The 26,157-nt window shown below is 68.7% G+C and carries 28 protein-coding genes and 1 pseudogene; 7 read left to right on the forward strand and 22 right to left on the reverse strand.

All coding sequences use genetic code 11. The features are described from left to right. Positions 1-130: 130 nt before the first annotated feature. A complete protein-coding gene (locus AB0F17_RS60880) occupies positions 131-724 on the reverse strand; it encodes a DUF1707 and DUF4870 domain-containing protein (protein WP_358044945.1) in 594 nt (197 codons plus the stop codon). Positions 725-854: 130 nt separating this feature from the next. Here AB0F17_RS60880 and AB0F17_RS60885 point away from each other — a divergent pair, with 130 nt between their 5' ends. After that, complete coding sequence (locus AB0F17_RS60885) at positions 855-1,196, forward strand: hypothetical protein (RefSeq protein ID WP_214642774.1); 342 nt, start codon at positions 855-857, stop codon at positions 1,194-1,196. A gap of 44 nt (positions 1,197-1,240) precedes the next feature. Here AB0F17_RS60885 and AB0F17_RS60890 read toward each other — a convergent pair whose 3' ends face one another. The 6 genes from AB0F17_RS60890 to AB0F17_RS60915 form a co-directional block, all read right to left on the reverse strand. Next, entirely contained in the window at positions 1,241-2,374 is a 1,134-nt protein-coding gene (locus AB0F17_RS60890; RefSeq protein WP_358044948.1) for a Gfo/Idh/MocA family oxidoreductase, read from the reverse strand. Next, complete coding sequence (locus AB0F17_RS60895) at positions 2,371-3,150, reverse strand: ThuA domain-containing protein (RefSeq protein WP_358044951.1); 780 nt, start codon at positions 3,148-3,150, stop codon at positions 2,371-2,373. The genes AB0F17_RS60890 and AB0F17_RS60895 overlap by 4 nt, the downstream gene beginning before the upstream one ends. Positions 3,151-3,194: 44 nt before the next feature. After that, positions 3,195-4,019 (reverse strand): carbohydrate ABC transporter permease, encoded by an 825-nt coding sequence (locus tag AB0F17_RS60900; protein ID WP_358044954.1) that lies wholly within the window; start codon positions 4,017-4,019, stop codon positions 3,195-3,197. Positions 4,020-4,026: 7 nt separating this feature from the next. Beyond that, positions 4,027-4,977: a sugar ABC transporter permease gene (locus tag AB0F17_RS60905; RefSeq protein ID WP_358044957.1), complete on the reverse strand. Its 951-nt coding sequence runs from the start codon at positions 4,975-4,977 to the stop codon at positions 4,027-4,029. Positions 4,978-4,996: 19 nt separating this feature from the next. Further along, positions 4,997-6,238 carry a sugar ABC transporter substrate-binding protein gene (locus AB0F17_RS60910; RefSeq protein WP_358044960.1) on the reverse strand — a complete coding sequence of 414 codons (1,242 nt, stop codon included), beginning with the start codon at positions 6,236-6,238 and terminating at the stop codon, positions 4,997-4,999. A gap of 131 nt (positions 6,239-6,369) precedes the next feature. Next, positions 6,370-7,395 (reverse strand): LacI family DNA-binding transcriptional regulator, encoded by a 1,026-nt coding sequence (locus AB0F17_RS60915; protein ID WP_358044962.1) that lies wholly within the window; start codon positions 7,393-7,395, stop codon positions 6,370-6,372. 154 nt (positions 7,396-7,549) lie between these two features. Between AB0F17_RS60915 and AB0F17_RS60920 the strand changes: the two genes are divergently transcribed. From AB0F17_RS60920 to AB0F17_RS60930, 3 genes are all read left to right on the forward strand, one after another. Further along, positions 7,550-7,675 carry a hypothetical protein gene (locus tag AB0F17_RS60920; protein WP_358044965.1) on the forward strand — a complete coding sequence of 42 codons (126 nt, stop codon included), beginning with the start codon at positions 7,550-7,552 and terminating at the stop codon, positions 7,673-7,675. Between the two features lie 461 nt (positions 7,676-8,136). Further along, positions 8,137-8,319, forward strand: a complete 183-nt coding sequence (locus AB0F17_RS60925) for a hypothetical protein (protein WP_358044968.1) — start codon at positions 8,137-8,139, stop codon at positions 8,317-8,319. 58 nt (positions 8,320-8,377) lie between these two features. Next, positions 8,378-9,169, forward strand: a complete 792-nt coding sequence (locus tag AB0F17_RS60930) for an arginase family protein (RefSeq protein ID WP_358044971.1) — start codon at positions 8,378-8,380, stop codon at positions 9,167-9,169. Between the two features lie 121 nt (positions 9,170-9,290). On the opposite strand, the gene AB0F17_RS60935 is transcribed toward AB0F17_RS60930, so the two are convergent. The 8 genes from AB0F17_RS60935 to AB0F17_RS60970 all read right to left on the reverse strand — a co-directional run bounded on the left by AB0F17_RS60935 (position 9,291) and on the right by AB0F17_RS60970 (position 15,928). After that, positions 9,291-9,698: a PIN domain-containing protein gene (locus AB0F17_RS60935; RefSeq protein ID WP_358044974.1), complete on the reverse strand. Its 408-nt coding sequence runs from the start codon at positions 9,696-9,698 to the stop codon at positions 9,291-9,293. After that, the gene (locus tag AB0F17_RS60940; RefSeq protein WP_358044977.1) at positions 9,683-9,943 is read right to left on the reverse strand and encodes a type II toxin-antitoxin system prevent-host-death family antitoxin; all 261 of its coding nucleotides are present in this window, start codon (positions 9,941-9,943) and stop codon (positions 9,683-9,685) included. The genes AB0F17_RS60935 and AB0F17_RS60940 overlap by 16 nt, the downstream gene beginning before the upstream one ends. Positions 9,944-10,044: 101 nt before the next feature. Further along, positions 10,045-11,115: a DUF4192 domain-containing protein gene (locus tag AB0F17_RS60945; protein WP_358044980.1), complete on the reverse strand. Its 1,071-nt coding sequence runs from the start codon at positions 11,113-11,115 to the stop codon at positions 10,045-10,047. A gap of 106 nt (positions 11,116-11,221) precedes the next feature. Beyond that, on the reverse strand, positions 11,222-11,956 hold the full coding sequence (locus AB0F17_RS60950; protein ID WP_358044983.1) for an EI24 domain-containing protein: 735 nt from the start codon (positions 11,954-11,956) through the stop codon (positions 11,222-11,224). A 10-nt stretch (positions 11,957-11,966) separates the two neighbouring features. After that, on the reverse strand, positions 11,967-12,548 hold the full coding sequence (locus AB0F17_RS60955; RefSeq protein ID WP_358044986.1) for a nucleoside triphosphate pyrophosphatase: 582 nt from the start codon (positions 12,546-12,548) through the stop codon (positions 11,967-11,969). Between the two features lie 16 nt (positions 12,549-12,564). Beyond that, positions 12,565-13,107 carry a DUF937 domain-containing protein gene (locus AB0F17_RS60960; RefSeq protein ID WP_358044989.1) on the reverse strand — a complete coding sequence of 181 codons (543 nt, stop codon included), beginning with the start codon at positions 13,105-13,107 and terminating at the stop codon, positions 12,565-12,567. A 29-nt stretch (positions 13,108-13,136) separates the two neighbouring features. Beyond that, entirely contained in the window at positions 13,137-15,095 is a 1,959-nt protein-coding gene (gene ftsH, locus AB0F17_RS60965) for an ATP-dependent zinc metalloprotease FtsH (protein ID WP_358044992.1), read from the reverse strand. Between the two features lie 35 nt (positions 15,096-15,130). Next, entirely contained in the window at positions 15,131-15,928 is a 798-nt protein-coding gene (locus AB0F17_RS60970; RefSeq protein WP_358044995.1) for a hypothetical protein, read from the reverse strand. 165 nt (positions 15,929-16,093) lie between these two features. On the opposite strand from AB0F17_RS60970, the gene AB0F17_RS60975 reads away from it, so the two are divergent. Then, on the forward strand, positions 16,094-17,059 hold the full coding sequence (locus AB0F17_RS60975; protein ID WP_358044998.1) for a DUF3616 domain-containing protein: 966 nt from the start codon (positions 16,094-16,096) through the stop codon (positions 17,057-17,059). A 9-nt stretch (positions 17,060-17,068) separates the two neighbouring features. Here the strand turns inward: AB0F17_RS60975 and AB0F17_RS60980 are convergent, their stop codons facing one another. Beyond that, entirely contained in the window at positions 17,069-17,728 is a 660-nt protein-coding gene (locus AB0F17_RS60980) for a peptidyl-tRNA hydrolase (RefSeq protein WP_358045001.1), read from the reverse strand. Next, positions 17,725-18,987 carry an MFS transporter gene (locus tag AB0F17_RS60985; RefSeq protein ID WP_358045004.1) on the reverse strand — a complete coding sequence of 421 codons (1,263 nt, stop codon included), beginning with the start codon at positions 18,985-18,987 and terminating at the stop codon, positions 17,725-17,727. Before AB0F17_RS60985 ends, AB0F17_RS60980 begins: the two co-directional genes overlap by 4 nt. Before the next feature lie 71 nt (positions 18,988-19,058). Here AB0F17_RS60985 and AB0F17_RS60990 point away from each other — a divergent pair, with 71 nt between their 5' ends. Continuing rightward, entirely contained in the window at positions 19,059-20,006 is a 948-nt protein-coding gene (locus tag AB0F17_RS60990) for a helix-turn-helix domain-containing protein (RefSeq protein ID WP_358045007.1), read from the forward strand. A gap of 164 nt (positions 20,007-20,170) precedes the next feature. Here AB0F17_RS60990 and AB0F17_RS60995 read toward each other — a convergent pair whose 3' ends face one another. Genes AB0F17_RS60995 through AB0F17_RS61005 form a run of 3 tightly spaced genes read right to left on the reverse strand, consistent with a single transcriptional unit; the run spans position 20,171 to position 23,131 of the window. Then, complete coding sequence (locus AB0F17_RS60995; RefSeq protein WP_358045010.1) at positions 20,171-20,935, reverse strand: class II aldolase/adducin family protein; 765 nt, start codon at positions 20,933-20,935, stop codon at positions 20,171-20,173. A gap of 25 nt (positions 20,936-20,960) precedes the next feature. After that, positions 20,961-22,457 carry an FAD-dependent monooxygenase gene (locus AB0F17_RS61000; protein WP_358045013.1) on the reverse strand — a complete coding sequence of 499 codons (1,497 nt, stop codon included), beginning with the start codon at positions 22,455-22,457 and terminating at the stop codon, positions 20,961-20,963. Continuing rightward, on the reverse strand, positions 22,454-23,131 hold the full coding sequence (locus tag AB0F17_RS61005) for a TetR family transcriptional regulator (RefSeq protein WP_358045015.1): 678 nt from the start codon (positions 23,129-23,131) through the stop codon (positions 22,454-22,456). Before AB0F17_RS61005 ends, AB0F17_RS61000 begins: the two co-directional genes overlap by 4 nt. Positions 23,132-23,779: 648 nt before the next feature. On the opposite strand from AB0F17_RS61005, the gene AB0F17_RS61010 reads away from it, so the two are divergent. Then, positions 23,780-24,412, forward strand: a complete 633-nt coding sequence (locus tag AB0F17_RS61010; protein ID WP_358045018.1) for a hypothetical protein — start codon at positions 23,780-23,782, stop codon at positions 24,410-24,412. Positions 24,413-24,577: 165 nt separating this feature from the next. Here AB0F17_RS61010 and AB0F17_RS61015 read toward each other — a convergent pair. Together AB0F17_RS61015 and AB0F17_RS61020 are read right to left on the reverse strand one after the other, a co-directional pair. Beyond that, positions 24,578-25,006, reverse strand: a pseudogene (locus AB0F17_RS61015) (group II truncated hemoglobin); the annotation flags it as partial. A gap of 238 nt (positions 25,007-25,244) precedes the next feature. Then, on the reverse strand, positions 25,245-26,153 hold the full coding sequence (locus AB0F17_RS61020) for a hypothetical protein (RefSeq protein ID WP_358045021.1): 909 nt from the start codon (positions 26,151-26,153) through the stop codon (positions 25,245-25,247). Between the last annotated feature and the right edge of the window lie 4 nt (positions 26,154-26,157).

Here is a 26,157-nt window from a genome sequence, read left to right on the forward strand (position 1 = left end):
CCGGCATCCCCGGTCCCCCGGCGCCCGGCCCGACGACGCCGGACAAGTCGCCGTACCACAACCAGGCGTATGTCCGCGGTTTCATCGCATGCATGCTTTGACGTCAGCCGACCGCACGAGCTCTTATGCGTCACTTCACCAGGCGAACCGTCATGGGATAGCGGAACGGGTTCTCCGACAGCGCCGAAATGCCACCGGCGATGGACAGAACGACCGCCGCCACCCAGATGACCGGGATGAGCACCACCCCGATCACGGTGAACGGCAACAGGAACGTCGCCCCCACCACGGTGAGCTGGAAGTTCAGCGCCTCCAGCGCGTGCCGTCGGATGTACGGCGAGGTCTTGCCGCCCGTCAGCAGCAGGATCAACGGCCCGACGATCGGGAACCCCACCAGCGTCAGCAGATGAGCCGCCGAAGCCCCGAGCCGTTCGTTACTCTCCGTCGGCGCCTGCGGCCGAACCGGCGCGGGCATCGGCCGGATCCTGGGGACGGCGCCCGCGCCGTACAGCTCCGCCATGATGGGCATCAGATCACCGTGCGTACGCGCGGTCATCGCGCGATCCAACCGGTCGTCGAACTCGATCTTGTCGAACCGGCCCTCCGCGTAAGCGGCCTGGACGTGCTCGACCACGTGCTCACGGTCCTGGTTGGTGACGCGCAGATGAGCGGGCGGCACCTGTCCCGGGCCCGGGGGTGTGGGTACCCCAGCCATAACAGCCATGCCTCTCCTTAGAACGGGCGGTCACCACCCATACTGACGGCCCCACGTCATCGTGGCATCAGGAGAATCCCCGATGTGTCCCCTAGATCACCCCGACGCGCGCGGCCGTTTGACGGTATAAAAAGGATTCATGAGATGGCGAGACCGCTACGGCATTCGGCGGCTGCGCGGTTCCAAAATCGCGAAGTTCGACCGGGAAGCCACTGACGCCGATATCGAAGCGCTCATCGCCTTCGCCAAGTCGCGGCGAGGCGTCGAGTTCTTCGTCGAGCCGGAGACCTTCGCGACGGACACCACGGCCGTCGCCGTGGCCGACGACGGCGAGTGGACCCGCCGCCGGGTCGGCTCCCCCGCTGTGATCCACAAGGTCGCCCGAGACCTCGCCCTGCCGGTGTACGACGTCCAGATCATGGGCTACCCGCCACGGATGCGGGCCTACAACGAACGGCGGCGACGCGAGGAGAATCTGTAGCCGTCGGCGCTACGCCACCCCCACCATCGCGACACGCAACTCCGTCATCGCGTCTCCACCCGCTCGGGGCCGGCCAGCACGTCCCGCACCGAGGACCATCCGGCGAGGGCGTTCCGTACGTCCACCTGGGTCTCCTCCCGCAGCGCCTGCGCGTGGGCCCGCTCGAGCACGTCGTCCAGGCGCTCGGGCCGCCCGCTCGTCGCCGACCGCACCGCCGCCTCCACCATCGCCAGGCTCATCACGTTCTCGTGCACCTCGCCGGACGGCACCTCCCCGGTCCGGAGCGCCCGCACGAACACCTGCAGAGCGCCGGCGATCCCGGAGTACGGCGAGCCGGCCGGTTCACCGGCCTCCACCTCGGCGTCGAGGACCGGCTCGTGGTCGCCGTCCCAGAGCGCGGTGCCCTTCTCTCCGCTGACCCGCCAGGTCCCGTTCCATGAAGTGATGTCGCCGGGACTGCACCAACTGCCGTTGTAGACGTACCGGGTGCCGCCCTCCATCTCGAACACCACGGTCGCGTTGGCGTCCCCCGCGAACCAGCTCCACGGCGGGTTGTACGACTGGCAGTACGCCGTCACCGGCTCGGCCCGGAGCAGGAAACGCGCCGAGTCGAAGGCGTGGATCGCCATGTCGACGAGCAACGGGTACGCCATCAGATCGCGAAACCCGCCGAACCGCTCGGACCGGAAGAACGCCGTGCTCACCGTCCCGATCGCGCCGAGCCGCTCGGTCATCCCCCGCAGCACGGCGAGCTGCGGGTTCCAGCGGCGGGACTGGCTGACCATGAACAGTTCACCGGTGACCTCCGCCGCGGCGGCCATGGACAGCGCCCGGCTCACGTTCTCCGCGACCGGTTTCTCACCGAGCACCGGCAGACCGGCGAACAACGCCGCGGTGGTCACCGGGTGGTGCGCCTCGGGGATGGTCACGTTGATCAGCGCCTGGGCGCCGGTCTGCCGGGCGAGCGCGACGGCGTCGGTGCCGACCGGAAGGTCCGGCAGGCCGGCGCCGTCGGCCGACGCGCGGGCCAGCGCCACGTCCAGGTCGGCGATGCCGGTGAGCGTCACCTCGGGCGAGTCGGCGACGGTGGCCAGCCAGGCCCGGCCCATGCTGCCGGCCCCGGCGATGACCACCCGGAGCGGATCCGCCGAGCTGGAGGAGATCGTCCGGAAGCTCACTGGAGCGGTCCCGTGTAGCCCTGGCCCTGGAAGAACTCCCCGGTCGCGTACCGCAGGAGCACGGGATGGCTCCGGTCCGGCCGATCGGTGCGGGCCCAGGCGACCCCGTTCGCGATGACCCGGCGCACGTCCTTGTGATGGTAGGTGGGGTAGGCCTGGTCCCCCGGCCGGAAGTAGAAGATCTTGCCGTGGCCGCGGCGGAACGTGCAGCCGCTGCGGAACACCTCCCCGCCGCTGAACGAGCTGACGAACACGAGCTCGTCCGGTGCCGGGATGTCGAAGAACTCCCCGTACATCTCGTCCTCTTCGATGATCAGCGGGTGCGGCACGCCCTTGGCGATGGGATGCGTGGGGTCGACCGTCCAGATGAGCTCACGGTCGTGCTCGTCGCGCCAGCGCAGGGTGCAACTCGTCCCCATCAGTCTGGTGAAGATCTTCGACCAGTGCCCGGAGTGCAGCACGACGAGTCCCATCCCGGACAGCACGTGCCGGTGGACGCGCTCGACGACCTCGTCGGTGACCTCGTCGTGCGCCGCGTGACCCCACCAGGTGAGCACGTCGGTGCCGGCCAGCACCTCCTCGGTCAGCCCGTGCTCCGGGTCGTCGAGGGTCGCCGTGCGGACGACGCAGCCGTCGCCGAGGTTCTCCTCGATGCCCTCCGCGATCGTCGTGTGCATGCCCTTCGGATAGATCTTCGCCACGTGCTCCTCGATCTGCTCGTGGCGGTTCTCGCCCCACACCGTCACCCGCAGCGGGCCGGCAGTTCCGTTTGTCATGTCGAACCTTTTCTGCTGGGGGTTCTGCTGGGCGTTTGCTGGATTCACTTGACGGCGCCGGCCGTCGTTCCCGCGGCGACGTAGCGCTGGGCGACGACGAGCAGGACGATGGCCGGGATGGAGGCGAGCACGGCGGTGGCCATGACCGAGCTCCAGTCGTTCACGTATGTCCCGATGTAGGTGTAGAGCCCGAGCGTCACCGGGCGCACGTCCTCGGTCGTGGTGAGGGTGAGGGCGAACAGGAAGTCCGCCCAGGAGAAGAGGAAGGTGAACAGGGCCGCGGTGATGAGCGCGTTGCGGCTCATCGGCAGCACGATGGAGACGAACGTCCGGACGTGGCCGGCCCCGTCGACCCGGCCGGCCTCCAGGACCGCCCGCGGGATGTTGGTCATGAACGCGCGGACGATCAGGATCGCGAACGGGATGCCCGCGGTCGAGTCGGCGAGGATCAGGCCCGGGATCGAGTTGAGCAGTCCCAGGTCGTTGTAGGCGGTGTAGAGCGCGTTCGCGATGACGATCCCCGGGATCATCTGCGAGATCAGGATCCCGAAGAGGAACGCGCCCGCGAAGCGGACCTTGAAGTGCGCCAGGGCGTACGCCGCCGGCATCGCGATCAGCAGGCTGAACACGACCGAGCCGAGGGCGACGACCAGGCTCGTGACCAGGTTGCGGCCCTGCTGACCGAGCGCGGTGGCGTAGCCGTCGAAGCTGAGGTCGAACGGCAGCCACGGGGTGCCGACCGCCGAGCCGCTCGGCTGCAGCGAGACGTTGACCATCCAATAGATCGGGAACAGCAGAACAGCGAGGATGACGATCCCGGCGACGGTGCTGCCCCAGCCGGCCCGGGTGCGCCTTGTGGCGGTGGTCATGACGGCCTCACTCGTCCACGGCACGCCGGTTGGCGCGCAGGTAGAAGATGGCGAACACCAGGGAGATCGCGATCAGGATGTTGCCGAGCGCGGCCCCCTGACCGAAGTCGAACTGCACGAACGACAGGTGGTACGACTGCGTCGCGATGGTCTGGCTGGCGTTGGCCGGGCCGCCGCCGGTCAGCGCCAGGATCACGTCCAGCACCTTGATCGTGTAGACCACGCCGAGCACCAGCACGACGCTCACCACCGGGCGCAGCAACGGCCAGGTCACATACCGGAACCGCTGCCGGCCGTTCGCCCCGTCCAGCGCGGCCGCCTCGTACAGGTCCTCCGGGATTTCCTGGAGTCCGCCGTAGAGGATGGTCAGGTTGAACGGGATGCCGATCCAGATGTTCACCATGATCACCGCCACCAGGGCCAGTGAGGTGCTGGTCAGCCAGCCGGGGTGGTCGCTCGCCACGCCGATGGCGGCCAGGAACCGGTTGAGCGCGCCGTTGTCCTTGTCGAGGATCCACCGCCACACCGCGCCGGAGGCGATCAGCGGGATCAGCCACGGCAGCAACAGCAACGACCGGAGCACACCGTTGAGCGGGAATCGGCGCCGGAAGAACATCGCCAGGGCCAGCCCGATGACGAACTGCGCGGCGATCGAGCCGGCGGTGAACAGGACGGTGTTCAGCAGGGCCTTGCCGAACACCGGGGAGGACACCACCGCGGAGTAGTTGGCGAACCCGACCCACGGCGCCTCGCCGGTGTAGAAGGTGCTCGTCGAGTACTCCTGGAAGGCCATCACGAAGTTCTTGACGATCGGGTAGCCGAAGAACCCCACCATGTAGATCACGGCCGGGGCCAGGAACAGCACCTGCGCGGCGCGGTTCTGGAAGCGGCGCGACTGCCAGAAGCGGGGTCCGGCAACCGCCACGGTCGTCGGCGGTGGACTTGTCTGACGCACCATCGTGGACTGTTGTGGGTGCTCAACCATTCTGAGCCGTTTCCAGGGCCTTGGCCGGTGTGGCCTGGCCGGTCAGCGCGGACTGGAACGCGGTGTAGATCTTCGTGGCCGCCTTCGGCCAGTCCGCGCCGAGTTCGCCGGTGCGGGCCCGTGCGGTCGGGATCTGGTCGACGAACCCGGCCATGTTCGGGTTGCTGGAGCTGAACTTCTCCAGCAGCGCCGTCTTGGTGGGGATGGTCTGGGTGTCCTTGGCCAGGCTGAGCTGGTTGTCGTCCGAGTTGAGACAGGCGACGACCTTGGCCGCCTTGGCCTGCTTGTCCTTGCTCCCGGTCTGCGGCACGGCCCACGTCTCACCGCCGAGCGGCGCGACGACCGGCTTGCCCGCGACCGGTGCCGGGATCTGCGCCACCCCGTACTTGACGCTCTTGCCCTCGTCCAACGCGGGGAACTGCCACGGCCCGTTGACCGCCATCGCGGCCTTGCCCGCCCGGAACTGGTCGTTGACGTCCGCCTGGGTCCAGTTGAGAGCGGACTTCGACACCGAGCCGTCGTTCATCAGGTCGACCCACAACTGCACTGCCTGCGCGGTCTGCGGCGTCGCGATGTTCTTCTCGTCGCCGCCGTTGGACCACATGAACGGCAGGAACTGCCAGGTGCCCTCGTAGTTCGCCGGTGCCGAGAACGCCAGCCCGTACGTGCCGCCGGAGGTCAGCTTCTTGGCCGTCGTCTTCAGCTCCGCCCAGGTCGTCGGCGGCGTCACGCCCGCCTTGGCGAGCAGGTCCTTGTTGTAGAACAGCCCGATGGTGTTGGTGATCGGCTGCAGGCCGTAGAGCTTGCCCTTGTACGTCGAGGCGCTGACCACGCCGGCCACGTACCCGTCGGCCTTGAGCCCGAGGTCGTTCAGCGGAGTGAGAGCACCGGTCTGGGCGATCTGCTGCAGATCGGGGTTGTCCAGCATCAGGACGTCCGGAAGGGTCCGCGAGGACGCCTGCTGGAGCACCTTCTGGATCAGGGTCGCGCCGGGCACCGACTCGCGCTGGATGGTGACACCGGCCTGCTTGCCGCAGGCGTCGATGGCCTTCTGCCAGACCGTCTTGCTCGGCTCGTTGTTGTAGTAGTCGAGCACCCGCAGGGTCGAGGAGTCGCCGCCGCTGTTCGAGCCGCCACCGTTCGAGCCGCCACCGCAGGCGGTGAGTGCGAGGGGCAGGGTGAGCATCGAGGCGAGCGCGGCCTGGGCTCGGCGGGATCGGGGGGAGCGGATCATGTCGTGTCCTTTCGGATACGGAAGGTTTCCGGGCTGGATCGGGTCCGCGTCGATACGTATCGACTGCAGTCGTGTGAGGGGCCGTCGATACGCATCGACGACGCGCATCACCGGCCCGAGGCCATCGATGATCAGTTGGAGGGAGTGGGCATCACGGTCGTACGACGGGTAAGTCGTGGCGCGACCAGCTCGATTGCGGGACGTTCCGCCCCGGAACTCGGATCGAGTAACCAGAACAGCGTCTCCATCGCGCGCCGCGAGACGTCGCGCGGCTCCCCGGAGACATTCGTGTACGGCGGGTCGGACTGCTCAGCCTCACGGTCGGTACTGAGTCCGATGAGGGAGATGTCACGGCCTGGCACGACGTCCCGCTTGCGCAGCGCGTTCAGCAGCGGCACGATCGCGTCGCTGTGCGGCACCACTACTCCAAGACGCCCGCCGGTCCGCCGGGCGAGGAGCTGATCGGCCGCGGCGGCCTCCTGTCCACGTTCGACCGGTTCGATCACCGTCAGCGGAAGGCCGCGCACCTGCGCCTGCCGCCGCGCGGATCGCAGAACACGACCGACGAAGTTCAGACCCCGCTCCATCGACGAGGACGGGTAACCCACCACGACGATCTCGTCGTGTCCGGTGCCGGCCAGCTCGTCGACGGCCATCCGGGCCGCCGCCTCGAAGTCGAGGTCGACGCAGTGCAGCCCGGCCGGGTCGGCCGGCACACCGATGAGCACCACCGGAACGGACAGCGCGGCGGCCACCGGGACCCGGTCGTCCTGCTCCTCGATGTCCATCATGATGATCGCGTCACACAGGGCCCGTCCGGCGAGCCGCCGCAGACCCGCGGAGCCTTCGTCCGCGGTCACGAGCAGCACCTCGTGATCGTGGGCGCGGGCCGAGCTGGCGATGGTCTCGATGAACGGCAGCAACCCGAAGGTCTCGCCCCCGACCCCGAAGCGCACGACCAGACCGACCACGCGGGTACGACGCCCCGCGAGAGCCCGGGCACCGGAGTGCGGCTCGTAGGTGAGTTGTTCCATCGCGTCAAGGACCCGCCGCCGCGTGCGCTCGGAGATGGGTCGCTTGCCGGTCATCACGTAGGACACGGTGCTCTGCGAGACACCGGCGATACGCGCGACGTCCTTGCTGGTGAACGCCGCCATGACACCTCCCGGGGGAATCGTCGATGCGTATCAATCGCAAGTGCCGACAGGCTACGACGGACGTCGTCCGACCCACAAGACATCTCCCGGCAACATTTCCGCAATCCGGACACGTCGTCAGGGTGGTCGGGGAGCCGTGGCGGCAGGAGGGCATGTGCCCTGGATCGACGAAGGGCCGGTCTGGCCGCGGGCCCCGCCGCGCCGGCCGATACCACCGACGCTGCTGCTCGCCTTCACCGTCGGCGTCGGCGTCGGCCAGTTGGTGCTGTCGCCCACCTGACAGGCCCTGATCACCGCGCTGGTGCCCCACCGGGAACTCGCCGCCGCGACCCGAGGCGCCGGACAGCAAGGGGCATCGGGCCCATGCCGTGACACTCGCGAGTCTGGCCAACGACGTCCACGACGACCGGCCGGTCACCCTCATCGACCAGCTCGTGGTGGCACCAGAATTGCCCTGGGAATGCCCTTGCATCGGGCACCGCACGCGTTTACACATGAATGCAGGAGTCCGATCGCGCATTCCATTTCAGTAAACGGGTGACTACTTTACGGGGAGAGACAATGTTACGCACTATTCGCCCTGGTCGCGCGGCATGTGCGGCCATTACAGTAATCGCCGGGGCGATCTTTATGGCCGCCCCGGCACATGCGGACGTAGGACGGCTCACATTCTTCACCGACACGGCTTTCTCTCGGCCGACGACCGACATTAGCTACAGCTCCTGCGATGCCTTTATCGGCGTGGTCCCCGGCCAGCAGGTCGGTTCCTTCGACAACCGGCCACTGCCCGGCTGCCAGGTGATCCTCCACGCGCTGAGCGGCGACCTCACGCTCTGCGCCGGCCGCGCCGTCGTGCCGCCGGCCCAACGCCGCGCGATCTTCTACGAGATCCGCACGGGCGCCAGCGCGCCCTGCGCCGTCTAGCGATCGCCGGCATAAGACGATCTAGACCTTTGATCCTGACACCTCGTATGGTCGCCGCATGACGACTGTGCTCTGCGTACCACAATGGCAAGGCTCGGCATCCAGCAAGGCGCCGCAACTGATGGCCGGCGCCCGCCGCGCCGCCGAACTGGTTCCGGCCGACGCGGTGGTGACCGTGCCGGTGCTTGAGACCGGAGGGGACAAGACGGCCGGGATCCGCGCGTTCGACGTACTCGTGGAGAACCAGCGGCTGACGCGGAAGGCACTGGCCGCCATCGACGACCGGGTGATCACCATCGGCGGCGACTGCGCGGTCGACATCCCGCCTGTCGCCGCTGCCCGCGCCCGCTATGGGGACGCCTTGACGGTGCTGTGGATCGACGCGCACCCGGACGTCTACAGTCCACAGACCCTGCCATCGGGCGCCTTCCACGGGATGGTGGTACGCGCGCTGCTGGGCGACGGGCCGCCCGCCCTCACACCGGAACAGCCGCTGACACCAAAGCAGGTGATCATCGCCGGAGAGCGGGCGGGCGACGTGTCCGAGCATGAGTACCTCGCGAAGACCGGCCTGCTCAGGTACGGCGTCGACGACCTGGAACGCGCGTTCGACGGCCTGCGCGGCCCCGTGTACGTACACATCGACCTGGACGTCCTGGAACCCACCGCCTTCGGCGCAACCTGCTACCCAGAGCCGAACGGCGTACAGCCGCAGCGACTGATCGACCTCGTCTCCCAAGTGGACGACATCATCGGAGCAGCCATCACCGAACACGCGCCACCCAGCGACGACATCAACCCCGACGAGGCCGACACGATCCGCCGACTGGGCGCCGCACTGACACGCTGACGGTCGACATGTCCTCGCCCAGCCGGCGCATGACATCCAGATCTCGGGCTACCCGCCTCCGATGCCTGCATCCAACAAACGGCGGCGTCGCGAGGAGAACCAGCGGACCAAGCGGTACCGCTCAACGAGGAACGACTTGCGCCCTGACACCGGGAAGATCGTCGAACGCGGCGGACGAGTCCATCGTGATCACCGTTCTCGCGGTGGTCGCGGCCGTCGCAGCGATCAGCAGATCGTACGCTCCCCGCTTCTTCCCCTCTCGCCGGACATGCGCCATCAGACGAGCATGAACCCTGGCAATGTCCGTCGTGTATTCCTCGACCGGGATCAGCGCAAGAACCTCATCCACGAAAGCCTGCCGACTGGGGCGCCGTGCCGCATCGGCCATCTCTACACCGACGAGCAACTCGGCCACGGTGATAGCGGCGATCGCCACATCGTCGGCGTCCTCGATCACCGCGTCCACAGACGCCTTGCCTCGCTCCGCGGCGATGAGCACACCCGTGTCGAGGATCAGGCGTCGGGCCACGTGTTCCTCATCTCGTCGTCGACCGTCTCGCGGGCCGCCGCCACATCGCCCTCGAAGTCGGCGTCCAGTGTCCCCGCGCTTCTGGCCAAAAAGGCCTTGACCATCCGTCCTGGCGCAGTGGGCGCGGGACCGATCATCGCAATCCGCTTTCCACCCCGAGTCACCATGATTGTTTCACCTCGCTCTGCTTCGTCGAGAACCGTCGCGAAGCTCCGAGACGCCTCGGTGGCAGTCATCACCTTCATAGAATCAGATTATCTGATTTCGTACTGCCGAAGGCTATGAACTCCATCTTCCTTTTAAGGGTCGGGGCGGTTGGGCTCGGGGCGGGGTTGAGGTGTGCAGATCAGGCGGCTGTTTCATGGTCTTCGTCGAGGATGTTGATCAAGGGGATCAGCCAGCCTGCGTGGACGGGGCCCATTGCGGTGTCCAGTTCGGATGGGGTGGGGAGGCGGTCGAGCAGGGTGGCCGGGGACAGGAGTTGCTGGAGGGCGTGCATGAGGAGGTTGGCCATGGAGTAGCTGGGGTCGGTGGTCAGGGCGCGTTCGAGGGCGATGGTGGCCAGGACGCTGTCACCGGTGCGCCAGGAGGCCATGGCCAGCAGGGATGCCACCGGTGGGATGAAGCGTGGTTCCAGGCGGCGGGTGAGGTCTTTCCAGAGGGGGGCGTGGGTGTCGCGGGCGAGGGTCCAGGCTTCGTCGCGGATTCTGATCACCGCCAGGTCCAGGCCGAGTCTGGCCGCTTCCGCGTCGTCCAGGCGGCCGCCTGCGGCGTGGGTGGCCAGGGCGGCGCGGACTCTGATGATGCCTCGGGCGACGAACTGCTGGGCGAACGCGTTCACGTCCGTGGCCTCCATCAGCCTGGTGCGCAGGTCGGCGATCGCCTCTGCCGTGGCGCGGCGCATCGCGACCCGGATGGGGCCGGCGATGGGGGCGATGGTGCGTTCCAGGCTCTGGCGGTTGGGGAGGGCTACCAGGCCGTGCACGGTCGCCTCGGCGGCGATCTGGCTGGTCGAGGGGTCGTACGGGGTGCCCTCGGGCGGGCAGCAGCGCGGGGTGTCGCAGATGTAGGACCAGTAGCGGCCGTCTTCTGCTCGTAGTGCCTCATCCACGCCGACGCCTGACCTGGCGGCCAGGTGGCGGGCCTCGTCCACGGCCGGGGTGACCCGGTCTCCGGGGCCGTAGCCGATCACGATGATGTGGGTGATGGCCTCCCGCTCGAACAGCGTGGCCAACGGGTCGAGCGTGCCCGGCGGGAAGGGCAGAGGCCAGCGGGTCGCCACCTTGGCCTGGCCATGGGCGAGGCCGAGCACGATCAGGCTGTCGACCGGGTGGAAGCCTACGAGGTAGGGCACGGCGGCCAGGACGTCGGTGGGGCTGGTCAGGGTCAGGCAGGGCTCGGAGGCGTTGGTCGTCATGATGCATGAGGGTGCCTGGGCGGAGGGGGTCCGCGACGCGCCGAACCGCGTTCTGGGGATAGCGGGGTGAAGGTGGAGCAGGGTTGTGGACGACCGCGCCGCGTAGTCAGCCCGTTGGGACCAGGCGGTTGCGGACGAGCAGGGCCGCCCCCGCCACCGCCGCCGGCATCGCGATGACCGCCACGAACGGCACCAGGAACAGCAGGAACACCACCACCCCGAACCCCAACGCCCCCGCCTTGTTCCCCCGCAACAACGCGAACCGCTCCTTACGCGCCATCCCCCGCCGCTCCAACGCCAGCGTCGTCAGCTCCACCGTCAGGAAGAACCCGGAGACCATGGCCCCCAGCACCGGCACCACCGTCTGCCCGACCACCGGCACGAACCCCAGAAAGAACAGCGGCACGGTGAAAAGCAGCACGTACCCCAACGTCACCAGACTGTCCCGCAGAGACCGGGGCAAGGTCCGCCACCACGGCTGCTCCTCCGCCCCCGGCAGCGGATCCACCATGGCGGACAGCTTCTCGTAGAACGGCTCCCCGACCGCCAGCGTGAGCGCCGTGAAGGTCAGCACCGCCAGCGCCAACCCGCCGAGGACCAGCGCGATCGCGATCATCGTCCGGAAGAAGTCCCGCCACCCCCACGTGTCAGCGAATGGCGTAAGAAATTCCGCCATATCCGTGGCGTTCGTGCCGAGGAAGATCAGCGCCCCCACGTACACGGCGAAAGCCAGCAGCGCCGGGATCAACCCGAACAGCCACCACCGGCCGTGCTTGGCGACCCAGCCCACACCCTGGAAGAAGAAGCCGACACCCGCCACGAAGTCGCGCACTGATCGCATGCCCGGCAGGCTAGCGCCAGAAGGACGTCACCGCGTAGCCCAGTTCGGCGAACAGGTTGCGGAGGAGCGGCAACGAGATGCCGAGCACGTTGCCGTGGTCGCCCTCGATGCCGTCGACGAACCAGCCGCCCCGCCCCTCGATGCTGAACGCCCCGGCCAGGCCGAGCGGCTCGCCGGTATCGGCGTAGGCGGCGATCTCCCCGTCGGACGGCATGCCGAAGTGGATCACGGTGGTGGACACCTCGGCCACCTGCCGGCCGGCGGGTACGTCGATGACGCAGTGGCCGGTCACCAGGCGTCCGGTCCGGCCGCGCATGACCCGCCAGCGCTCGGCCACCTCCTCGGGCGTCGCCGGCTTGCCGTACGGCCTGCCGTCGAGCTCGAGGATCGAGTCGCAGCCGATGACCAGTCCCTCCTCGAGCCCGCTCGCGACCGCGGACGCCTTGGCCTTGGCGAGCTCGAGGGCGAGCGCCGCGGGCGAGTAGGCGGAGTATGACTCCTCGTCGACACCGCTGACGATAACCTTGGGGTCGAATCCGGCGCTGCGGAGCAGGGCCAGCCGGGCGGGGGACGCTGAGGCCAGGACGATCACCGCACCAGCTTACCGTTCACCGATCGAGGTTCGGCTGCCCGGGTGTGTCGATGGCGTCGTTGTCGAAGATGGTGGCGAGCAGGTGTCTCAGCTCGTCGGGCAGCGCGGCGTCCTCCTGCTTCAGGGCGTCGGCGACGGCCTCGGTGCCCAGTCTCCCGCGGGTCGCCCGTACGGCCAGCAACGACATGATCATGGGTGCGACCAGTGGCAGCAGCCTCATGATCGAGCTGGAGCGGATCCCCACCAACCGGGACAGCCCCTCGGCCGCCTGCTCGGTGCCCTGCCCACCGAGTACGTGCCCCAGGATGCTCTGCCCGTCACGCGACAGCGACGCCACGTCGCCGTTGAACGGGTCCGCGTCCACATGGTCGTCCAGCGCGCCGCGCAGCGCCTCCGCGCCGTCAGGGTGCGCGGCGTTGCGGGCCAGGCCGCCCACGATCGTTCCGGACACCAACGTGAGCACGCTGTGGGCCGTGGCGAGATCGGTACCGAGCAGCCCGGCGACCTCCTCCAGCCCGGCATCGCCGAGCTCTGAGAGAAGCTCGTCGTTGAGTGTCACACCGGAGACGTGCCCGGCGCGGCGTCTAGCTACGTTCCGGCCTTGCCCAAGGTCCCGGAAAGCCCGGCGGCGGCGTAGGCGCTGGCCTCGTCGAGCGTCTCGTGCTCCAGCAGGGCGGCGACGATGGCGTCGAGTTTGTCGCGGTTGTCGCCGAGAACGCGCAGCGCGCGTTCGTAGCACTCGTCGACGATCCGCCGCGCCTCCTCGTCCACGGTGGCGAGCATGGCGGGCGACGCCTGCGGCGGCTGGCCGTCGTTGGGCAGGATGGTCAGCGGTCCGACCTTCTCCGACATGCCCCAGCGCCCGACCATGCCGCGGGCGATCATCGTGACCTGCTCCAGGTCGTTCTCGGCGCCGGTGGTGATGACGCCGAACACGACCTGCTCGGCCGCCATGCCACCGAGCGCGCCGGTGATGCGCCCGCGGAGATACTGCTCGTCGTAGGCGTATCGGTCGGTGTCGGGCGTGGACAGCGTGACGCCGAGCGCCCGCCCGCGCGGGATGATCGAGATCTTCCTGACCGGGTCGGCGCCCGGCTGCAGCATGCCCAGCAGCGCGTGGCCGGCCTCGTGGAAGGCGGTCCTGGTGCGCTCCTCCTCCGGCATCACGATGCTGCGCGCCGCGCCGAGCTGCAGCTTCTCCAGCGCGTCGGCGAAGTCGGCGATGCCGACCTTCTCCTTTCCGCGCTTGGCGGCGAGCAGCGCGGACTCGTTGACGAGGTTCGCCAGGTCGGCGCCGGTCATGCCGGGCGTGGTCTTGGCGATCTGGTCGAGGCTGACCTCGCCGTCGAGGGGCACGCTCCTGCTGTGTACGGCCAGGATCGCGGTACGGCCGGCGGCGTCGGGCAGCCCCACCTGGACCGTCCGGTCGAAGCGGCCCGGCCGCAGCAGGGCCTGGTCGAGGATCTCGGGCCGGTTCGTGGCCCCGATGACGATGACGCCCTCGACCCCGGAGAAGCCGTCCATCTCGGTGAGGATCTGGTTGAGCGTCTGCTCGCGCTCGTCGTGCCCGCCGATGCCACCGGCGCCGCCCCTGGACCGGCCGACGGCGTCGATCTCGTCGATGAACACGATCGAGGGGGCGACCTTGCGCGCCTCCTCGAACAGGTCGCGCACCCGTGACGCGCCCACGCCGACGATCATCTCGATGAACTCCGACGCGCTGGCCGAGAAGAACGGCACGTTCGCCTCACCGGCCACGGCGCGGGCCAGCAGCGTCTTGCCGGTGCCGGGAGGCCCGGCGAGGAGGACACCCTTGGGCAGCTTGGCGCCGAGCCTGCGGTATTTGTCGGGATCCTTCAGGTAGTCGACGATCTCGACGAGCTCGTTCTCGACCTCGTCGATGCCCGCCACGTCCTCGAACGTGGCGCGCACCTGGCCCGCCTCGACCGGTTTGGCCGCCTTGGACTTGCCGAGGCCGCCCAGCCCGCCACCGCCCATCATGCTGGCGCCGCGGCGCATGACCCAGATCCAGAGCCCGGCCAGCAACAGCACGGGGAGCAGGGAGAGCAGCAGGTTGACGAAGAAACCGCGCCCGCCGTTGATCGGGTCGGCCTTGATGTTGACCCCGGAGCTCTCCAACTGCTGGTAGAGCTGGTCGTTGTTGGCGAAGGCGGGGATCTCCGTCTTGAACTTCGTGTACGACGCGTTGCCGCTGTCGGGGTCCTTGGCCGCGGCCCGCAGATCGCCCTCGACCGAGAGGCCGGTCGCGTAGATGTCCTTGACGTTCTTCGACGTCACCTGCTTGGTGAACTCGGTGTAGGACACGGTCTCGACGGAGCCGGTGTCGAAGAAGGACGAGACCAGGAAGAACGCCGCGTAGACGACGAGCAGCGTGATGACGAAGCGCCACCAGTTGATCTTCGGGCGGCCGCCGTTCGCGCCGGGCAGCCCTTCCGCGCGCCAGGGCGGCTTGGGCTTCTCCCTGTCAGGCGCCTGCGGCTTACCCGAGCGCTTGTCAGGCGCCTTTGGCTGACCTGAGCGTTCCACGGCGTCACTCCCCCATATCGCCGCACCATGATCTTCTAGCCTAGGACACGCACCCCGGAAACCACGCGCGTGATGTCACGCCACCTGTTCCGCTGTGAGTCCGGCACTGTCACGAACGCCAGCCCCGGCTTGGCCATTCCCCCGTTGAGCACCACCACGGCCGCCCGGGAGACGTGCTTGCCGTACCGCACCTGATAGACGAGCACCCAGCCGCCGCCCTTGGCCGGCTGGGAGGCCAGCCAGCGGATCCGCGCGCCCTTGGGGTGGTGGTTGAGCGTCCAGCGGGCGGCGAGCAGCGCGGTGTCGCGCACCGACTTCTGCGCCTCGATCGGGAGCGGGCAGGTGACGAGCATGCCCCGCTGGTTCGAGCCGCGCCGCAGCGGGAGCACCTGCTTGCTGGTGAACGGGGCCGCGCGGTGCGCCTTCCACGGCTTGGCCAGCCTGGGCACGGCCAGTCCGGTGCGCCGGTCCTGGAACACCCGCTTGCCGGGCTTGGCCATCGCCACCCGCCCGGGCTTCTTCGGCAGCTTGGGGAGCCTGGTGTCGGCGTACAGGGCTTCCATGGCCGTGTACCCGGGCGCCAGCGACGAGCCTGGGGAGGGCGTCGTCCGCGGAGCGGGCGCCGCGGACGAAGGCGACGCGGACGCGGACGCCGACGGCTCGGCCGAGACGGAAGGGGCGGGTCCGGACGAGGCCGGCACGGTCGATGGCGCGGCAACCGGCCGTGCGGCGACCTCGTCCGGCCGCGGCGGGAGCAGCATGACCAGCGTGACAGCGACGACCCCCACCACGGTCGCCACTGCGAGCCCCCGGTATAGATCCCGCATCCGCATGTCGCCGATGCGAGAGCGCCTGGGCGGAGAAACAGGGGTTCCCGGTCTGGCAGCAGTTCTCACACGGGAACCTTCGGTCCCATCATCCCCATCGAGCACGATCGGGAGCGTACGACAAATCCAGCCATTCCGCTTATGAAGCTACCGAAGTGCAATCATGGGTTCGTGGAACAGGTGGAGCTCCGATTTGACCCGGCCTCTCAAGCCTCCGAGACGCACACGAACCTCTCCGCGGTGCGGCACGACGACACCGGCCTATGGGTGGCCGGCGACGAGACCGCCACCATCGAACATCTGGCCCGGACCGGCGCGCACTACGCGGGGCAGCGCACCTTCCGCCTGGCCGACTACGTACCGCTGCCCGCGGGCCCCGAGGACGAAGCGGACGTCGAGGGCCTGGCCAGGGCCGACGGCCACCTGTGGGCCGTCGGGTCACACAGCCTCAAGCGCCGCCGCGTCAAGTCGACGGACCCGGCCAAGGCCGCCAAACGGCTGGCGACCGTGCTCCGCGAGGAGAACCGCTTCATCCTGGTACGCCTGCCGCTGGACCCCGCCACCAACGCCCCGCTGCCGGGAGCGATCCTGTCGGGCCGGCACAACCTGGCCGCCCACCTGGAGGACGACCCGCACCTCGCGCCGTTCCTCGCGCTGCCGGGCAAGGACAACGGCCTCGACATCGAGGGCATCGCGGTGCTGGACAAGCGGGTCTACCTGGGCCTGCGCGGCCCGGTGTTGCGCGGCTGGGCGGTGGTCCTGGAGATCAGGCCGGTCGAGACCGAGCCCGGCAGGCTGCGGCTGAGCGAGCCGTACCGCAAGCACTTCCTGGACCTGGGCGGGCTGGGCGTGCGGGACCTGTGCCCGTACGGCCGCGACGTACTGCTGCTCGCCGGGCCGACCATGGACCTCGACGGGCCGGTACGCGTGGTGCGCTGGCGGGTTCACCGCTCCGGCGACGTGGTCCCGGCGGAGGAGCTGGAGACGGTCGCCGAGCTGCCGTACGGCATCGGCTGCGACCATCCCGAGGGGCTGGCCCTGCTGCCGGACGGCAGACTGATGATCGTCTACGACAGCCCGTCGCCTGAGCGGATCACCCCGGAGGGCGGCGTCCTGGCCGACGTGATCACGATCTAGCCGCAAGACCTAGGACCGGGCGACCCGCCCATACAGCCACGGCGCGTCGGCGACGAACGTACACGAACCCGGCTCGATCTCCGTGAACCCGGCGTCGCGCACCACCGGCAGCCCTGCCGCCACCTTCGACTCGAAGTCGGCCGCCGCCGCGGTGCGCACGGCCACACCCAGCCCGGCCGCCCGCCAGGCGTCACGCTCGGCCTGGTCGCTGGCCCACCAGGCGAGCTGGGCGGCGTGCCCGGCCTGGGCCATGGCCTTGCCCGCCGACATGGCGAGCCCGGGGTTGGCCCACAGGATCGGCGGCTCCGCGGGCGCGAGTTCGCCGCCGTCGGTCAGCTCGGTGCCCGAAACCTGCAGCCTGGCGAGGTCTCTCGGCCAGTCGTCGAGCGGCACGGGCGGGTGCACGCGTACCTCGGCCGTGCGGTGCTCGATCGTACGGCCGGGCAGGGCGAGCGCCCTGCGCCACTCAGCGCCCCTGGCCCTGCGCACGACCTTGCGGATCTTGCCGGTGGACTGCCAGGCATACAGCTCCTCGCCCCACTCGCCGGGGTCGTCGAGCAGGCTCAGCACCGCCATCGCGGCCGCTTCCAGCGCGTCGGTACGCTCGGGCGGCGTCGCTCTCTCGATCCTGACCACCAGCGGCAGGACCATCAGTTCAGACTCGTTCATCGCCCCTTAGCATGCCCGATCGCCAGGGACATGCCGGCGGCCAGGAGGCAGAGCGCGCCCGAGACGTACCAGGCCAGGTCGTAAGCGCCCAGGTGGTCGCGGGTGAGCCCGGCGCCCACGGCGGCGAACGCGGCACCGATCTGATGCGAGCCGAACACCCAGCCGAACACCACCGCCCCGTCCGCCCCGTAGATCCGGCGGCACAGCGCCACGGTCGGCGGCACGGTCGCCACCCAGTCCAGCCCGTAGAACACGATGAAGATCAGCATGCTGGGCTCGGTGGTCGCCGCGAACAGGCCGGGCAGCACCATCAGCGACAAACCGCGCAGCCCGTAGTAGACACCGAGCAGGATCTTCGGATTCACCTTGTCACTGAGCCAGCCGGAGGCGATCGTGCCCACGACGTCGAAGATCCCGATGACCGCGAGCAGTCCCGCCGCGACCGGCTCGGCCATGCCATGGTCGTGCGCGGCGGGGATGAAGTGGGTGCCGACCAGGCCGTTCGTGCTGGCTCCGCAGATGGCGAAGCCGCCCGCCAGGAACCAGAACGCCCGGGTCCGCGCCGCCGACCTGAGCACCGTGATCGCTCTGACGGCCGCGTTCACCTGGACGGGCGGAGTACGGACCGTACCGGGCTCCGCCCCCAGCGCCGTGGTGCCCACGTCCTCCGGATGGTCGCGCAGCAGCCACCACACGAACGGCACCACGGCCAGCGCGGCCCCCGCCACGGTCAGCGAGGCCACCCGCCAGCCCGGCCCTTCGGCCAGTTGGGCGAGCAGCGGCAGGAAGATCAGCTGCCCGGTGGCGCCCGCCGCGGTGAGCACGCCGGTGACGAGCCCGCGGTGCCTGACGAACCAGCGGTCGGTCACCGTCGCCACGAACACCAGCGCCATGGAGCCCGTGCCGAGCCCGACGAACACGCCCCAGAACAGCAGCAACTGCCAGCTCGCCGTCATCAGCACCGTGAGCCCGCTGCCGGTGGCCACCAGCAGCAGCGCGAGGGACACCACCCGCCGCATCCCGAACCGGTCCATCAACGCGGCCGCGAAGGGCGCGGTCAGCCCGTAGAGCACCAGGTTCACCGACACCGCGAGCGAGATCGTGCCCTTGGTCCAGCCGAACTCCTCCTGGAGCGGGTTGATCAGCACGCCGGGGGTGGCGCGGAACCCGGCTGCGCCGAGGATGGCCACGAACGCGACGGCCGCGACGAACCAGGCCCGATGCAGCCGCCTGGCGCGGGTGGTGGTGCTTATGGTCATCCACTAATCCTGATTTATCCGTGCTTGGTGCCGCGAGTGGCCGGAAAGCCAATATATGCAAGAATCCGGCCATGGCCCATCGCGTCGCGGTCCTCGTCCTGAACCACTTCGCCCCGCTCGACCTGGGCGTCCCCGGTCAGGTCTTCTGGTCTGCGGAGTCACCGGCGGGCGAGAAGCTCTACGAGGTCGTCACCTGCTCCCCCGGCCGCGAGCCGGTCCGCTGCTCGGCCGGATACAGCGTCCTGCCCGACCACGACCTGGATGTCCTGGACACGGCCGACACCGTTCTGGTCCCCGGCATCTACGCGGGACGCGCGATGAAGGACGGCACGATCCCGCCCCATCTGCGCGACGCGCTGCACGGCCACGAGCGGATCATGTCGATCTGCACGGGCGCGTTCGTCCTGGCCGCAGCGGGCCTGCTGGACGGCCGCCCCGCCACCACGCACTGGCGCGAGGCCCCCCACTTCGCCGAGCTGTTCCCCAGGGTCAAGCTGGACCCCTCGGTCCTGTTCATCGACGACGGCGACGTCCTCACCTCGGCGGGCGTTGCGGCCGGCCTGGACCTCTGCCTCCACGTGATCAGGCGCGACCACGGCACCGAGGTGGCCAACCGGGCCGCCCGCCGCTGCGTCATGCCTCCCTGGCGGGAGGGCGGCCAGGCCCAGTACATAGACCGCCCCTTCCCCGACCCGACGGGCACCAGTACGGCGCCGACCCGCACGTGGATGCTCGCCCACCTGGACCAGCCGCTGGACCTGGACGCCCTGGCCGAGCACGCGAGAATGAGCGTCCGCACCTTCACCAGACGCTTCCGCGAGGAAACCGGCATGAGCCCGTCGCGATGGCTGACGAAACAACGCGTCGACCACGCCAGGCACCTCTTGGAGACCACGGACGCGGGCGTGGAGGAAGTCGCCCGCAGAGCGGGTTTCACCACCACGGTCTCGCTCCGGCAGCACCTCCACGCGGCGGTCGGGGTCGCCCCGCTGACCTATCGGCACACCTTCCGGCGCTAGGGAAGCCACGGTCAAGTGGACGCACGTAACGGCGGCCGGCCCCGTGCGGGTTCAGCGGCCGTTTTCCTGGAGGCCCTCAGGCACGTGCGGCGGGTGGCGGTGGGGGCGGCTGTGCCGTAACCGAAAGAAGAGATTTGCCCGAAAGCCCAGCCACATGGGGCCGATCACTCGAAGAGGTCTGGTTGTTCGCGGGTGATCTGGTCGTGCAGGGGCTGGTAGTTGATCCAGCCGACCAGGTCGTTGCCGATCTGCTGGTGGGTGAGCGCCGCGTTGTCCGGCTCGATGAGCACCACCTGCCCCGCCGCCTGAGCGACGAGCTGCACCTGCGCCGAGCGTTCCATCGTGATGAACCACCACGCCGCCGCGTCCACACTGTCGCCCACGGTCAGCAACCCGTGGTTACGCAGGACGACGGCCTTGTTGCCACCCAGGGCGGCGGCGATGCGCTTCCCCTCCTCCAGGTCCGTCACCACGCCCGTGTAGTCGTCGAAGAGCGAGACATCGCCGTAGAAGGCACAGGCATCCTGCGTGATCGGCTCGATGATCCGCCCGAGCGCCGACAGCGCGCGCCCGTACACGGAGTGGCTGTGCGCGGCCGCCACGACGCCGGGCCTGGCCTGGTGCACCTGCGAGTGGATGGCGAAGGCCGCCTCGTTGACGTGGTAGCGGCCCTCGACGACCTTGCCCTCGTGGTTGACGAGGATCAGATCACTCACCCGGACGTGCTTGAACGACATGCCGAACGGGTTCACCCAGAAGTGGTCGGTCAGCTCGGGGTCGCGGGCGGTGATGTGCCCGGCGACGCCCTCCTCGAAGCCGAGCTTGCCGAAGACCCGCAGGGCGGCGGCGAGGCGTTCCTTGCGATGCCGCCGCTCCTCCTCGACCGTCTCGAACGTCGGCGGCAGGCGAAAGATCAGGTTCTCTGGCATGGGCCCTCCTAGAGTCCGGATCAGGTTAACCGAACCAGGTTCTGACGGCCTCGTCCAGCGAGTCGTCAGGCGTGCCCGCCCAGGCCACGTACCCGTCCGGGCGGATCAGCAGCGCGTCGGCGGGCGGCGCCACGCACTTGGCCGTGACCACATCGATCCGGTCGCCCCACGTGTTCGCCCGGCCAGGCTCCTGAAGGCCGCCGGCGAGGTCGAGCAGAAGCGGCCGGCCCGTCCCCATGAGCGTGGCCAGAGACACCGGCTCCAGCTCAAGATCCGGGACGAAATGGCCGGTCAGCGGGTGTGCGGGGGCGGCCGTGGGATAGGCGACATCCGCACCCGACATGAGCGCGGATATCCGGCGACGGGCGCTCTCGTCCTGAAGGAGTTCGCCGAACACCTCGCGCAGCGCCGTCACCTCCGGCCCCGGCGACATGAGCGCGAGCTGGGCCTTGCTGTGCATGGTCACCCGTTCGGCGGCCAGGTGGCGCTCCCGCTCGTAGCTGTCGAGCAGGCCGGGCGGCGCCGTGCCGCGTACCGTGGCCGCCAGCTTCCAGCCGAGGTTGGCCGCGTCCTGGAGGCCCAGGTTCAGCCCCGGCGCACCGATCGCCGCGTGCACGTGGGCGGCGTCCCCGACCAGCAGCACTCTGCCCGCGCGGAAGCGGTCGGCCACCCGGGTGTTGCGCCCGGCTTGGCGGCGGAGCAGCTGCGGCCCCGGGCCCGGCGGGGCGGCCATCGGGATGTCGGCCCCCACCACCCTGGCCAGACTCTCGCGCAGCTCGCCGAGCGTCATCTCGACGTCCTCACCGGGATCGTCGCCGTCCCACTCGACGGAACTGATCGTCAGGATCTCGGAGCTCATGGGCAGCAGGGCGTACGCGCCGCGCTCGGTGCGGTGCCAGGCGTAGAGGCCGAGCGTGCCCACACCGGGAAGGTCGAGCTCGGCACGGTCCAGCCGGATCGTCGCATCCGGTAAGACGACGTGGGCGGTGCGTGAGGTGACGGAGGCCGAGTTCACGCCGGGGAAGCCGATGCCCGCCTGCTTCCTGACCGTGCTGTGGGCGCCGTCGCAGCCGACCAGGTAGCGGGTGCGCAGCCGCTCGCCGCCGTCCAGCTCGAGCGTCACGCCCTCCTCGTCCTGGGTGAACGTGACCAGCTCCCGCCCACGCCTGATCTCGACACCCAGCTCGCGGGCCCGCTCCTCGAACAGCTCCTCCAGGCGGGCCTGCTTGACGCCCATGGCGTACATCGTGTTGTCCTCGATCCCGACCAGATCGAGCGGCAGCGCGCCGAACAGGAACATCGGGATCGGCCGCGGCGGCTCGGTGACACCCAGGAAGCGCCGGTAGAGGCCGCGCTGGTCGAGCAGCCTGACGACCTGCCCGACGATGCCGTTGGCCTTGGGCGCCTGACTCCGCTCCGGCAGGCGCTCCAGCACGATCGGCCGAACTCCGGCCAGGGCCAGCTCACAGGCCAGCATCAACCCGTTGGGACCGCCACCGGCGATGACAACGTCCGTGGTCATGGGGACTCTCCTTGCGTCGTTGGATCGGGCTGTGTGGACAGGCGGAGCCAGGCGGATGGGTCGGACCGTGTGGACGGGTCGGGGAAGCCGGCGCCGAGCTGGCGCAGCGCCTCTTCGATCAGGGGTACGAGCGGCACGGCGGGCTCGGCGAGCAGCCAGTGGCGGACGGCGGCCTGCGTGGCCACGATCACCGCCGTGGCGACCAGTTGCGGGTAGAAGTCGCGTTCGGGGTCGGTGCCGGTGCGCTCGGCGACGGCCGCGGCCAGCTCGCCGTCAGCGGAGAAGAGCACCCGCAGCGACTCCCCCTCCATGGCGGGCGCGCTGGTCAGCAACCGCAGGGCGGCCCGCACCCCGGGGCCGGGAGGCAGCGTGGTCTCTTCCGCGTGCTCCCACGGCGCCAGCATGGCCCGCGTCACCGCCTCCCACAGCGGCTCGCCCGGCGGCCTGTCGCGCAGCACCTGTGCCGAGTGCCTGGTCCGGTCGGTGTGGCGGGCGGCGATCGCCTCGTACTTGCTGGAGAAGTAGTTGTTGAACGTCCGCGGCGACACTCCCGCCGCCTCGGCGATGTCCTCGACCCGCACGTTGTCGAGACCACGCTCCAGAGCGAGCTGGAGCGCCGCCGTCATCAGAGCGTCGCGGGTCGCCTGCTTCTTCCGTTCGCGTAGCCCGGTCATGCATCCCAGACTACAGAATTTTGCGGACTAGGCAAGTTTTCGCACTCCGCAACTTTCCGCCCACCCCCACCCGGGCGGGCAGCCCACCACATCAGCCCGCCCCGACGTGATCAGAGGCTGACGCGAATGCACAATCTTCCGCTCACAAATGGAAGCAGGAAAGGGCATTCCGCACACCAACGCGAATAAAACTCACCGAAACCGTCCATGTCGCACCTCACCACCCTTGACGCCATAACCACCCTCCCGACCTCCTCTTTTGGCAAACGCGAAGAGATTACGCGATAGATCCGCGAACATCGGCTAGGATCAGCCACACTTCATTAAACCGTGAAGAGTAGCGCTTTATAATCACTTGGGCGAACTATGCACACATTGCCTTGATGTCCATTTTGTTCACATGCGCAGGTGAACAACAGCTCCGCATTGTGAGAGCTGGACATACCCCCCACCAAGGGGTGGATTTCTACAAAACGGGACAGGCGAGCTAACCAACTCGTTGCCGCTTCGGAGTTGGCGCCTGGGGGCCTGGAGAGCCGGTCAGAACAACTACGAAGATCGAAAGGCAGACTAGTGGCTATCACCCCCCGATGCCTTGGAACACCAAGGAAAGAGAATCTCGGGCCGACAAAGCTCCACCGCGAGCAGTTGGAGCAGCTCGCAAAGATATTCGAGCACACCGGGGTCTATTTCAGCATCTGGACCGACTCCAACTACCTCGTGTACGAGTCCACCTCCTCGGCGGACATCACCGACCTCGGCGCGAAGATGACCCCGAACCTGAAGGGGGTCAGGATGATCCGGCGCGACCCCGCGACCAACGACAGGATCATGGAGATGACACTCGCCGCGGGGACGGCTCTGCTGGTCCGCTACCGGGTGGACGAGACGGCGAACGACGCGGCCCGCATCAGGGAGATCTGCAAGGAGAGAAAGCGCACCTGGGCACAGGTCGCCCATATCCCCGGCCTGCTCGTCGGAACGATCGCGGCGATCATCGGCACCGCGATCGCGAGCGGCCTCCTCGGCTCGTCCTCGAGCCCAGTCTGGCTGAGCCTGCTCCCGGTCACGATGGTCCCGCTGGTTCTCGGCCTCGGGTTCAAGTACCTGTGGAAGCGGCTCGGCGCCGGCCTCACTCAGGCGGTCATCATCAATGTCCCGGAAGGCTCGCAGGGCGGCCTGCTGTCACGGAAGCGCGATGACCTGATCGTCGCGGTGACCATGTTCGTGCTCAGTACGGCCACCAACGTGTTGTTCACCCTGCTGTTGCAGCACAAATAGGTCTCGCGTGGTGGCTACGAGCTTCGCGGCGACCAGAGATCACGGTCCCACGGAAACTCCCCGTCCAGGCCCGGGCCTGGGCCTGGACGGGGGCAACACAGGTTCACCACCGCCGGCCTTTCGGCGAATTCTCCAGGGCGCTATCGACCTACTGCCGAGGCGAAACTAACCCGGCTCGGACCACCCCCACTGCGGAACCTCCCGCAGCGGGTGGAGCTGGTCGTCGGTTTCGGCGTGAGAGTTCGGCATCGCCACCTTCGACCCGAACTCCACATGCGACCGCAGCGCCTCCCGGAAAGGCGCGTCGTCGGGCAACCCCACCTGATCAGCAGCCGCCATATACAGCTCGACGAACCGCTGACGCTGCGCCTCGGCGATCCGCAGACCCCGATGCGCGTCGATCAGCGTGGAAAACCCGCCCATTTCCTGGGAGAAAGTGTCGGGCCCTCCGAAGGTCTCGGCCGTGAAGGCCGTCAGATGTGCCACGTGTCGCGGAAGCCCCTCGCCGAACAATGGCTGGAGCAGTGGGTCGCATAAGAGGTTTCCGTAGAAGATGTCGATGAACCTGCGGAGCCCTTCTTGGCCGCCTGCGTGCTCAAAGAGAGTTCCATGATTACATCATTACACGATCTCTCACCCAAGCGCTGGATTGGGCCCGGACACGCGGCGACGGCCCGAGACGGCTTGGTGATCTCAATCCCTGCCAGGCAGGCGTACAGGCGAGGCGGCAACAGAGGGCCTGCCGGAGTAGTCGCCGCCCCAGAACCGGAATCCGGTCAAGGTCATCGTACGGAGCAGGTGGTCGAGCCCGTCTCGACCCGGCGGCCCGCGCTCAGCCCGCTTCGTCGAACAGACCTTGGAGGGTCTGGGCGGTGGCCGCCCGGGCGAGCCACGTTTCGAGCTGGGCAAGGTCCGCGCAGGTGGTGATCCGGACGCGAATGTCGTCGGGGACGTCGAAGCCGCGGGCGGCCAGCACGAGCAGCACCGACCTGGCAGCCTCTTCCGCTTTGCCCTCCGTCTTGCCTTCTGCTTTGCCTTCTGCTTTGCCGTCTGCTTTGCCGCGGCCGTAGTGTTCGCGGGCGAAGGGGCTGTAGACCGGCCATGTGGGGGACGCGGACTTCATGATCTCCTCCATGAGGCGGCGGATGTCGGGTGCGGACATGCTGTAAGCGTATTCATAGTACTCCGGAGCGTGTTCATCGGTCATGTACGTCAGTGCGGCGGTGAACGCCTCGAGGACCTTGCGATTGTGGCCGTGGATCATGACCGACATGGCCGCGAGGTCCGGGTGGGCGGCGGCCTCCTTGGGGTCGATGATGACCGGGACTCCGTCCGGCCCCAGCACCAACGGCCGTAGGCAGTAGCCGGTCAGCCCGGACTCGACCGGCTGTGCGTAGTAGTCCGCGACTGTACGGCCGGGGCAGATGACCAGGACCGAGACGTCGCAACCCAGCATCAGCCACAGGGCGGCGGCGTAGCGGGCCAGCTGCCGGGGTTCCTTGGACTTGTCCTGCTGAATCTCCACGATGATGGCGTGGGCGGGCGACTGTGGTGGCCCCAGCACAACGACCAGATCGGCCTCGATATCGTCGGAAGGGCGAGTGTTGAAGGTGCTCTTCTCCAGTCGGACCAGCGGGGTGGCGGGCAGGTCCACCCCCAGGAAGTCGCGCAGGATCTCCACCGCCAGTTGAGGACGGTAGGAGAACAGCTTGACGAGGGTGTCATGTGGGGGAGACGGCATGACG

The sequence above is a fragment of the Nonomuraea sp. NPDC026600 genome, assembly GCF_040638335.1.
Taxonomy (GTDB): domain Bacteria; phylum Actinomycetota; class Actinomycetes; order Streptosporangiales; family Streptosporangiaceae; genus Nonomuraea.